This window comes from Nocardia sp. NPDC059764 (assembly GCF_042732555.1).
Classification (GTDB): Bacteria; Actinomycetota; Actinomycetes; order Mycobacteriales; family Mycobacteriaceae; genus Nocardia.
The window spans coordinates 1-10,149 of the sequence record NZ_JBHWHH010000223.1; the positions used below are offsets into that span (position 1 = coordinate 1).

Here is a 10,149-nt window from a genome sequence, read left to right on the forward strand (position 1 = left end):
GTGGACGGCCTCGGCGAGTTCCTTCGAGTCGGCGGGGACGGGGCTGCCCGCCACCGTGTACCACTCGCGGATTTCATTGTGTTGCACCGTGACCAGTGCGAGGTTGTCGGTGTCGGACCAGAAGGTGCGGAGGGTGATCTCACCGTCGAGGGTTCCGGCTTCCTCGGTGCGGATGCCGCCGGGGCCGGTCGTCACGGTGGTGGTCCAGTCGAGCTTTGTCATTGGTGAGCCCTGCTGTATAGGTGTCGGCTATCGCGGGAGAGTGTACGCAGAAAAAGGCGGCGCCTATCCCGAAATTGGATTCGGAACAGCGCCGCCCTTTTATCGCGGTGACCACGGCGAAAGCCTCAGGACCCGTTGGTATTTCAATGCGGAATTGTCGATTTCCGCATGACCGAACTCAGGGCTGTTCGCCGATATTGCCGATGACCTGGTTGAGGTGGGCGCGGCCGTCGCTGAGCTGGTAGGTGACGCCGGCGATGGCCAGCCGGCCCGCGTCGACGGCCCGCGAGATGATCTGCGAGCGCTCCATGAGAACGCGCGCGGTCTCGGCGACGTGGCGGGCCTCGAGCTCGTCGACGGTGCTCAGACCCTCGCGCCTGCCGAGCAGGATCGACGGGGTGACGCGCTCGACGAGGCTGCGGATGAACCCGCCGGGCACCGCGCCGCCGTCCAGGGCGTCCAGGGTGGCCTTGACCGCGCCGCAGCTGTCGTGGCCGAGCACCACGATCAGCGGCACGTTCAGGACCTGTACGCCGTACTCGATGGAACCCAGCACCGAGGAGTCGATGACGTGGCCCGCGGTCCGGACGACGAACATGTCGCCGAGGCCCTGGTCGAAAATGATCTCGGCGGCCACCCGGGAGTCACCACAGCCGAACAGGATGGCGGTGGGGTGCTGGCCCGCGACCAGTTCTTCGCGGTGGCCGGCGCCCTGGGCGGGGTGGACCTGACTGCCGGACACGAAGCGGTCGTTGCCGTCGCGGAGCGATTTCCAGGCGCTGATCGGATTTGAGTGAGGCATATGTCCGATTCTGCACGCTGATCATGACCCGCGTCGACCGGCCCTGCGTTGCGGGGCGGGCGAGCCGGGCCGCCGGACCGTACTGTCGCTTCGATCAGGCAACCATCGATCAGGAGGCGGGGCGCGGGCATGACGACGTCGATCGTGTTGTTCACCAGGGATCTGCGGATCCACGACAATCCGGCGCTGGCGGCCGCGTGCCGCGAGGACAAGTCGGTGGTTCCCTTGTTCGTTCTGGACACCGATCTGCTGGCCCGGGTCGGGGACGCGGCGAACCGGCTGCGCTTCCTGTGCTCGGCGCTGAGCGAGCTCGACGACGAGCTGGGCGCGCTGGGAGGGCGGCTGGTGGTGCGGCGCGGACGGGTGGTCGACGAGGTCGTGCGGGCCGCACGCGAGGTCGGGGCGCGGACGGTGCACCTCGCGGCGGACGGCACCCCGTACAGCCGGAAGCGGGAGGACGCGCTGCGGGAACAGCTTTCGTCGGCCGGCTGTGAGCTGCGTGTGCACGGCCGCTCGATCACCGCCGTGGATCCCGGTGCGATCCGGCCGGATACCGGGCGCGGGCATTACGCGATCTTCACGCCGTACTTCAACCGTTGGCTGGAGACGCCGCTGCGTCGCACGGTGCCGCCGCCGGTCACCGTGACCGTGCCGGAGGTGGAGAGCGAGGCGATCCCCGGCGCGGCCGATCTCGACGCGGGACCCGGGTCGCCGCAGCTGGCGGTCGGTGGTGAGACCACTGGTCGAAAACTGCTCGAGCAGTGGTTGTCCGGCCCGGTCCGCCGCTACGAGGAGGAGAAGGACGTCCCCGCCGCCGACGGCACCTCGCGACTGTCGCCCTACCTGCATTTCGGTTGCCTGTCCGTCACCGAGATCGTGACCCGCACCCCCGCCGCCGACCCGGGCGCCCTCGCCTTCCTCCGCCAGCTCGCCTGGCGCGACTTCTACCATCAGGTCCTGGCCGACGAACCCCGCGTCGCCGTGGCCGACTACAAGACGGTGTCAGCCGAGCCCTGGCGGTCCGATCCGCGCGGGGTAGCGGCCTGGCAGGCCGGACAGACCGGTTACCCCATGGTCGACGCGGGCATGCGGCAATTGCTCGCCGAGGGCTGGATGCCGGGCCGGGCCCGATTGATCGCCGCCAGCTTCCTGGTCAAAACCCTCCGCGTGGACTGGCGCATCGGCGCCGAGCACTTCGAACGCTGGCTGGTCGACGGCGACGTCGCCAACAACCGGCTGAACTGGCAGTGGATGGCCGGAACCGGCACCGACACCCGCTCCAGCCGTGTCCTCAACCCCCTCCGCCAAGCCGACCGCTTCGACCCCGAGGGCGACTACGTCCGCCGCTGGCTCCCCGAACTCGCCCAGCTGCCCGGCGCCGAGATCCAACGCCCGTGGCGGGCGGGCGTCCTGGCCGCCGACTATCCGCCGCCGATCGTCGAATTCAACGGGATGTGAACGCGATTCGACCCTGAGGTCGTGGGCTCACTCGTGGATGCGTTCGTGCACGGTCAGCAGGATGTGGTCGAACGCCGACACGGTGCCGGGCCGCGCGGGCGGGATATTGGGCAGTTCGCGCAGGAGTTGTTCGGCCAAGGAGCGGAGTCTGGTGTTGGTCTCCTGGGACCGCCACACCAGGAGTTTGAAGGCCTGCTCGTCATTGATGCGGTACATGCGCATCAGCACGCCCTTGGCCTGCTCGATCACGGCCCGCGCCTCCACCATCTCGGGCATCCGTTCTTCGAGCGCCTCCCGCTGGGCGCTGATCAGGGTGCCGGCCAGATCGATGTAGAACCCCGCGGTGCCGACCGCGCGACCCTGGTCGAGAATGCGGTCGGCGACCACCATGACATGGTGTTCGTTCCCGCGGGTGTCGATGAACCGGTGCCGGCTCGAGAACGGCTCGCCCAGTGAGACCGAGCGGGTGATCGCCTCGGCGACCTTGCCGCGATCATCGGGATGTTTGTGGGCGAGAAGGAGTTCGGTGGTGGGCTCGATCTCGCCGGGGGTGTAGCCGTGCATGCGGTACAGCTCGGCGGACCACTCCCAGCGCTGTGTGGCGAACCAGAATCGGAAGCTGCCCGTCCGCGGCCCCGGATACGCACCCGCGGCCCAGACCAGCGATTCCGCGGGCAATTCGGCCGAAGATTCCATGACTGCATTATCCGCCTTGTCGCCTTCGTCCTGGACGAGGTCGCCGGAGCCGACCGCGCGGCGTGGTTGTGGGTGACGCGGGGTGGTACCCGGCGGATATGAAGCCGCATACGAACAAGGAACCGAAGGTCGTCGTCGTCACCGGAGCCAGTGCGGGAATCGGGCGGGCCACCGCGCGCCGGTTCGCCGCGCGAGGAGCGTCGGTCGCGTTGCTGGCGCGTGGGCAGGCCGGTCTCGAGGCCGCCGCCGCGGACGTGCGCACCGCGGGCGGGCGGGCGCTCGCGATCCCGGTCGACGTCGCCGACTACGCCGCGGTGGATGCCGCGGCGACCCGGATCGAGGCGGAAATGGGTCCCATCGACGTGTGGGTGAATTCGGCGTTCACCTCGGTGTTCGCGCCGTTCTGCGAGATCGATCCGCGGGAGTTCCAGCGGGTCACCGACGTGACGTATGTGGGGTCGGTGCACGGGATACGGGCGGCGCTGGCACGCATGCGGCCGCGGGATCGGGGCGTGATCGTGCAGGTCGGATCGGCGTTGGGGGAGCGGTCGATTCCGCTGCAGTCGGCGTACTGCGGAGCCAAGCACGCGGTGAACGGCGTCGTCGAGGCCGTCCGCGTGGAACTGATGCACGAGCACAGCAATGTGCACATCACCATCGTGCAGGCGCCCGCGGTGAACACGCCGCAGTTCTCGTGGGTGCGGTCGCGGCTGCCGCGGACCCCGCAGCCGGTTCCCCCGATCTATCAACCGGAAGTGGTCGCGCGGGCCATTGCCTTCGCGGCCGGACATCCACGGCACAAGCAGTATTGGGTCGGCGCGAGCACCGTGGGCACGCTCGTCGCCCAGCGGCTGGCTCCGACGGTGCTGGACCGATATCTGGCCCGAACCGGATTCGACAGCCAGCAGACCGATACACCGGCCCCGGACCGGGCGGACAATCTGTGGGCCCCGGTGGACCGGGCCGGTGGCCGCGACTATGGCGCGCACGGCGAATTCGACGAACGCGCCCACCCGCGCAGCCCGCAGACGTGGCTGATGCGGAAAATGCTGTCGATCGGTCGATCCGGCAGTGTCTAGATCCGATACGGCGCAGCACGTTCCGACAGCCGCATGCCGTGCCCGTAGGGGTCGGCCTCCGCGCCGCGTGTCGCGATGCGCCCCGCCACGACCTCCGGCGCTCCGGTCACGAGCAGCGGTTCCAGCCGGGCGTGATCAACGAACCATTCGATGTGCCGCAGCCTCGGTACCGCCGCGGCGATGCCCGCGTGCAGGGCGGGTGCGCAATGTGCCGAGACGTCACGGTGCTCGGCGGCGGCGATGGCGGCGGCGCGCAGGAATCCGGTGTAGCCGCCGCAACGGGTGATATCGAGCTGCAGGCAGTCGACGACGTCGATCAGGCGTTCGGCCTCGTACCCGCTGTAGACGTACTCGCCCGCGGTGACGTCGCAGCGGACGGTATCGCGGACCGCGCGCAGCCCCGGCAGGTCGTCGCTGGTGACGGGTTCCTCGAACCAGACGACGCCCAGCCGGTCGAGTTCGGCGCCGACCCGGCGGGCCTCGCCCGGCGTGTAGGCGCCGTTCGCGTCGACCATGATGTCGATCCGGCTTCCGACGAGGCCGCGTACCAGGGCGATGCGCTCGAGATCGCGCTCGGCGTCCACCCCGATTTTGATCTTCACGGCCGTGCAACCCGCGGCCTGCCAGCTGTCCACCTGCTCGGCGAGCTGCTCATCGGTGAGATTGACGAAGCCGCCCGAACCGTAGACAGGGGTGGCGCTGCCTGCGGAGCAGAACAGCGTGTCGAGGGGCACCCGCAGCAGGCGGCCCACGAGGTCCCACAGGGCGATGTCCACGGCGCTGAGCGCGTGTCCCACGACTCCGGGCGTGCCCATATTGCGGCACGCGCGCCGCAGCCGCCGCCAGGTCTCGGTGACGTGGCCGGGTGTGGTGCCGGACAGCAACGCCGCCAGCTCGTGCTCGATGACCGTCGCCGCCGCGGGCGAACTGTAGGTCCAGCCCAGTCCGCATTCCCGCCCGGCCCGGATCGAGACGACGACCGCGGTGGTCGCGTCCCAGGAGAGGGTGCCGTCCGCCTCGGTCTGCGGGGTCGGGAATCGGAACGTCTCGACGGTGACGTCGTCGATGGGCGGGGTGGTCACCGGGATTCACCTCGGATCACGGCCGCGAGCAACTCGGCCGCATGCCGCGGCCGCGCCTCGGGCAGGAGATCGCGGATCTGCGTGCGGCAACTGAATCCGTCCGCCACGACGACCGTCTCGGGTGAGCATTCCCGCAATGCGGGGAGCAAGGCGTCCTCGGCGCAGGCGACGGATACTTCGTAGTGCCCGCGTTCGAAACCGAAATTGCCCGCGAGACCGCAACATCCGGCATCCAGGACATCGATGTCCGCACCGGTGGCGGCGAGCAGCTTCCGATCTCGGTCGAAGTGCAGGATCGCATGGTGATGGCAGTGCGGCTGCACCACGGCGGACCCACCGATCCGCGGCGGCGACCACTCGGGGGCGCGTTCGGCGAGCAGTTCGGCCAGGGTGCGTGTCTGCCCGGCCAGCCGGTGGGCGTCCTCGTCGCCGTGCAGCAGCTCGGGAAGGTCCGAACGGAAGACCGCCGCGCAGCTGGGCTCCAGCACGACCACCGGAATACCTTCGCGCAGTACGGGTTCCAGCATGCGCAGGGTGCGTTTCAGGATGCGGCGGGCGGTCGGCAGCTGGCCGGTGGATATCCAGGTCAGACCGCAGCACACGGTGCGGGCCGGGATCTCGACGTGAAATCCCGCCGCGGTGAGCACTTCCGCCGCGGCCCACGCGATGCTCGGTTCGAAGTTGTTGGTGAACGTGTCCGGCCACAGCAATACCCGGCCGTGGGGCGCTGCGGCGAGACCGTCGGTGCCGGTGAAGGTATCGGTGAATCGGGCGCGGGCGAAGCGGGGGAGCTGCCGTCGCGGATCCACGCCGCCCGCGCGCGCGATGAGGCGGCGCAGTCCGGGCGCGTGGGTCAGTGCGTTGACGACCGGTGCGACGGGGGTGGCGAGCCGGGCCCACAGTGGGATCCATCCCATCGAGTAATGCGCCATCGGCCGCACCCGGCGGTGGTAGTGATGGGACAGGAACTCCGCCTTGTAGGTCGACATGTCCACGTCGACCGGGCAGTCGCTGCGACATCCCTTGCAGGCCAGGCACAGATCGAGGGCATCACGCACGTCGGTGGAACGCCAGCCCTCGGTGATGACGTCGCCCTCGAGCATCTCGAACAGCAGGCGGGCCCGGCCCCGGGTCGAATGCTCCTCCTCGCGGGTGACCCGGTAACTCGGGCACATCACGCCACCGCTCTCACCACGGCATTTGCCGACGCCGACACAGCGGTTGGCAGCATGACTGAATCGGAATCCATCGTCGGGGAACGCGAAGTGCGTGGCGGGTTCCCACGGTCGATAGTTCACGCCTTGGCGCAGATCGCCGTCCAGTGGTCGCGGCTGGACGATCTTTCCCGGGTTCATGCGATTGCCCGGATCGAACAGGCGCTTCAGCTCGCCGAACGCGTCGACCACGGTGTCACCGAACATGATTCGCAGCAGTTCCGCGCGTGACTGCCCGTCACCGTGCTCACCCGACAGCGAACCGCCGTAGTCGACGACCAGATGCGCGCTGCGCGTGACGAATTCGCGATAGTGGGCGATGCCGTCGGCGGTGCGCAGATCGAACGGGATGCGGGTGTGTACGCAGCCCTGGCCGAAATGTCCGTAGAGCGAGCTGGATTCGTAGTCGAACACCTTCAGCAGGCGCTCGAAGTCGCGGAGATAGTCGCCGAGCCGCTCGGGCGGCACCGCGGCGTCCTCCCAGCCCTCGTACGTCTCACGGCCACCGGGTGGATATGCGGTGGCGCCGAGCCCGGCCTCGCGCGCCGCCCACAGCTCGGCCTCACGCTCGGGTTCGTCGACCATAGTGGCGGTCGCGCCGGTGTGGTGGGCGACGGCGCGGATCATCCGCTCGGCCGCGCTGTCGGCCTCGTCGGAGCTGTCGCCGTCGAATTGCGCCATCAGCCAGGCGTTTCCGTCGGGCAGCTGCCGGATCGCCTGTTCGGCGAGGTGTCGGCTGTGCTCGAGCCGGACGAGCCGTCCGTCCAGGCCCTCCAACGCGGCCGGGTGATGCTCGAGCACCTCGGGCACGGCGTCGGCGGCGGCGAACACATCGGGGAAGCCCAGCACTACGAGCGCTTTCGCGGCGGGGACGGGGACCAGCTCCAGTTCGGCGCGCAGCACGGTCACCAGGGTGCTCTCGCTGCCCACCAGCAGGGTGGCCGCGTCGGGACCGTTCTCCGGCAGCAGCGCGTCGAGGTTGTAGCCCGAAACCCGCCGGGGTATGTGCGGATACGCGCGGCGGATGTCGTCGGCATGGCGTTCGGCCAGATCCCGCAATCCGTTTCGCAGCGGGTCGGTGAGTCCGCTCATCCCGGGGCCGACCCACATGCGGGTGCCGTCATAGGTGAGCACTTCCAGCCGGCGCACCGAATCGGCCATCTTGCCGTAGGCCTGCGCGGTGGAACCGCACGAGTTGTTGCCGATCATCCCGCCGATGGTGCAGCTGACATGGGTCGCCGGCTTCGGCCCGACCATGAGTTCGTGGGGCCGCAGTTCGGCGTTGAGGGCGTCCAGGGCGATGCCCGGCTCGACCACGACCGTGCGCGCCGCCGCGTCGAGACTCGTGACCCGGTGGCAGTACTTGCTCCAGTCCAGCACGACCGCGGCATTGCAGCATTGACCCGCCAGACTGGTGCCGCCGCCCCGGGACAAAACGGGCATATCGTGGTCGCGGCACACCGCCAGCGCGGCCTCGGCATCCTCGGGAGTACGGGGCACGACCACGCCCAGCGGCAGCGCCCGGTAGTTGGACGCGTCGGTGGAGTACGTCGCCCGCGATCCCGGATCGAAGCGCACCTCCCCGGTGACGACCCGCCGTAGATCGGCAGCGACGGCGTCCAGGGGCAGTCGGCTGCGTTGTCGGGCTCGTTGCTGGTGATCGGATCCGGCCGTCATCGGCGCGCCTCCAGTTCGGTGGTCACGTGCGGTCTTCGTACTCCTGTCGTGCGAATACCCGCTTCGCCGGCGTGATCACGTGCTGATTGGGGCACGGGTGCGCGGGTACTCGGGCGCTGTTCGCGGAGATCCGGCACAGGGACAGGAGACGCCATGACCCGGCAAGTGAGTGATCATGTCGTGCAGCGACTGCGAGAATGGGGTGTCGAGCAGGTCTTCGGCTATCCCGGCGACGGGATCAACGGCCTCATCGCGGCTTTCGGCCGCGCCGACGGAGACCCGGCCTTCATCCAGGCCCGGCACGAGGAGATGGCCGCCTTCCAGGCGACCGGGTACGCGAAGTTCAGCGGCAAGGTGGGGGTGTGCACGGCGACCTCGGGTCCCGGCGCGATCCATCTGCTGAACGGCCTGTACGACGCGAAACTCGACCATGTGCCCGTGGTGGCGATCGTCGGCCAGACCGCGCGCAGCGCGATGGGTGGCAGCTACCAGCAGGAAGTTGATCTGCAGAGCCTGTTCAAGGACGTCGCCTCGGACTATCTGGTCGAGGTGAACGTGTCGAGCCAGCTGCCCAACGCGCTGGACCGCGCCTTCCGCACCGCGCTCACTCGGCGCGCCCCGACCGCGGTGATCCTTCCCTCCGATCTGCAGGAGGAGAAATACGAAGCGCCCGAACACGAATTCAAACAGGTGCCGTCCAGCTCCCCGGGCGCCCTGGCGGCGCCGACTGTGACGCCGCCGCGCGCGGAGATCGAGCGCGCGGCCGAAATCCTCGATGCGGGAACGCGAGTCGCGATCCTGGCCGGACAGGGCGCGCGTGGCTGTGCCGCCGAGCTCACCCGCATCGCCGAGCTGACCGGCGCCGGAGTCGCCAAGGCGCTGCTGGGCAAGGACGTGCTCTCCGACGAGCTGCCGTTCGTGACCGGATCGATCGGCCTGCTCGGCACCCGGCCCAGCTACGAATTGATGCGCGACTGCGACACGCTGCTCATCGTGGGCTCGAATTTCCCCTACACCCAGTTCCTTCCGGATTTCGGGCAGGCCCGCGCCGTCCAGATCGACATCGACGGCACCATGATCGGTATGCGCTACCCGACCGAGGTCAACCTGGTCGGCGACGCGAAAGCGACACTGTCCGAGCTGATCCCGATGCTCACGCCCAACCCGGACCGGGCCTGGGCGATCGACATCCAGGAGAGCGTGGCCCGCTGGTGGCAGACCATCGAGAACCAGTCGATGCTGGACGCGGAGCCGGTCAACCCCATGCGGGTGGCCTGGGAGCTGTCCCAGCGCCTCCCCGAGAACGCCATCCTCACCTCCGATTCGGGTTCGGCGGCCAACTGGTACGCGCGCTGTCTGCGCTTCCGCGGCGGCATCCGCGGATCGCTGTCCGGCACGCTGGCGACCATGGGACCCGGGGTGCCGTACGCGATCGGCGCCAAGTTCGCCCACCCAGACCGCCCGGTCATCGCCCTGGTCGGGGATGGCGCGATGCAGATGAACGGTCTCGCCGAGCTGATGACCGTCCAGCGGTATCAGGATCGCTGGGAGGATCCGCGGCTGATCGTGTGCGTCTTCCACAACAACGACCTCAACCAGGTCACCTGGGAACTGCGCGCCATGGGCGGCGAGCCGAAATTTGAAGAGTCGCAGACACTTCCGGATATCTCCTACGCCGACATCGCCCGCTGTATGGGGCTGCTCGCCGTCGCGGTCGACCGCCCCGAGGATGTCGGCCCGGCCTGGGACGCCGCCCTGTCCGCGGATCGGCCGGTGCTGCTGGACGTCCGCACCGACCCCGAAGTCCCGCCCATCCCGCCGCACGCCACCTGGGAGCAGATGAAGGCCACCGCGGAAGCCATCCTCCACGGCGACCCCGGCGGCTGGCACCTCATCGTCCAGGGCGCCAAGACCAAAGC

8 protein-coding genes are annotated in these 10,149 nt (G+C 69.1%); 3 read left to right on the forward strand and 5 right to left on the reverse strand.

The features are described 5' to 3' along the window. On the reverse strand, positions 1 to 222 hold a 222-nt coding region (locus tag ACFV4K_RS31915; protein WP_379279936.1), incomplete at its 3' end, for a hypothetical protein. A 178-nt stretch (positions 223 to 400) separates the two neighbouring features. Further along, entirely contained in the window at positions 401 to 1,024 is a 624-nt protein-coding gene (locus ACFV4K_RS31920; protein ID WP_379279937.1) for a carbonic anhydrase, read from the reverse strand. 129 nt (positions 1,025 to 1,153) lie between these two features. On the opposite strand from ACFV4K_RS31920, the gene ACFV4K_RS31925 reads away from it, so the two are divergent. Further along, entirely contained in the window at positions 1,154 to 2,482 is a 1,329-nt protein-coding gene (locus ACFV4K_RS31925; protein WP_379279939.1) for a cryptochrome/photolyase family protein, read from the forward strand. Between the two features lie 27 nt (positions 2,483 to 2,509). Here the strand turns inward: ACFV4K_RS31925 and ACFV4K_RS31930 are convergent, their stop codons facing one another. Beyond that, positions 2,510 to 3,178 (reverse strand): PAS and ANTAR domain-containing protein, encoded by a 669-nt coding sequence (locus tag ACFV4K_RS31930; protein WP_379279940.1) that lies wholly within the window; start codon positions 3,176 to 3,178, stop codon positions 2,510 to 2,512. Between the two features lie 98 nt (positions 3,179 to 3,276). On the opposite strand from ACFV4K_RS31930, the gene ACFV4K_RS31935 reads away from it, so the two are divergent. After that, positions 3,277 to 4,257 carry an SDR family oxidoreductase gene (locus ACFV4K_RS31935; RefSeq protein ID WP_379279942.1) on the forward strand — a complete coding sequence of 327 codons (981 nt, stop codon included), beginning with the start codon at positions 3,277 to 3,279 and terminating at the stop codon, positions 4,255 to 4,257. Here ACFV4K_RS31935 and ACFV4K_RS31940 read toward each other — a convergent pair. Further along, on the reverse strand, positions 4,254 to 5,339 hold the full coding sequence (locus tag ACFV4K_RS31940; RefSeq protein WP_379279943.1) for an enolase C-terminal domain-like protein: 1,086 nt from the start codon (positions 5,337 to 5,339) through the stop codon (positions 4,254 to 4,256). The two genes, ACFV4K_RS31935 and ACFV4K_RS31940, sit on opposite strands and share 4 nt — an antisense overlap. Beyond that, on the reverse strand, positions 5,336 to 8,230 hold the full coding sequence (locus ACFV4K_RS31945; protein ID WP_379279945.1) for an FAD-binding and (Fe-S)-binding domain-containing protein: 2,895 nt from the start codon (positions 8,228 to 8,230) through the stop codon (positions 5,336 to 5,338). Before ACFV4K_RS31945 ends, ACFV4K_RS31940 begins: the two co-directional genes overlap by 4 nt. 153 nt (positions 8,231 to 8,383) lie before the next feature. Between ACFV4K_RS31945 and ACFV4K_RS31950 the strand changes: the two genes are divergently transcribed. Further along, positions 8,384 to 10,149: thiamine pyrophosphate-requiring protein (locus tag ACFV4K_RS31950; protein WP_379279946.1), on the forward strand; the 1,766-nt coding region annotated here is incomplete at its 3' end.

Excerpts from the sequence above, each read along its gene's own strand:
- ACFV4K_RS31920 (WP_379279937.1), bottom strand. The coding sequence starts at position 1,024 with ATGCCTCACTCAAATCCGATCAGCGCCTGGAAATCGCTCCGCGACGGC.
- ACFV4K_RS31925 (WP_379279939.1), top strand. The coding sequence starts at position 1,154 with ATGACGACGTCGATCGTGTTGTTCACCAGGGATCTGCGGATCCACGAC.
- ACFV4K_RS31930 (WP_379279940.1), bottom strand. The coding sequence starts at position 3,178 with ATGGAATCTTCGGCCGAATTGCCCGCGGAATCGCTGGTCTGGGCCGCG.
- ACFV4K_RS31935 (WP_379279942.1), top strand. The coding sequence starts at position 3,277 with ATGAAGCCGCATACGAACAAGGAACCGAAGGTCGTCGTCGTCACCGGA.
- ACFV4K_RS31945 (WP_379279945.1), bottom strand. The coding sequence starts at position 8,230 with ATGACGGCCGGATCCGATCACCAGCAACGAGCCCGACAACGCAGCCGA.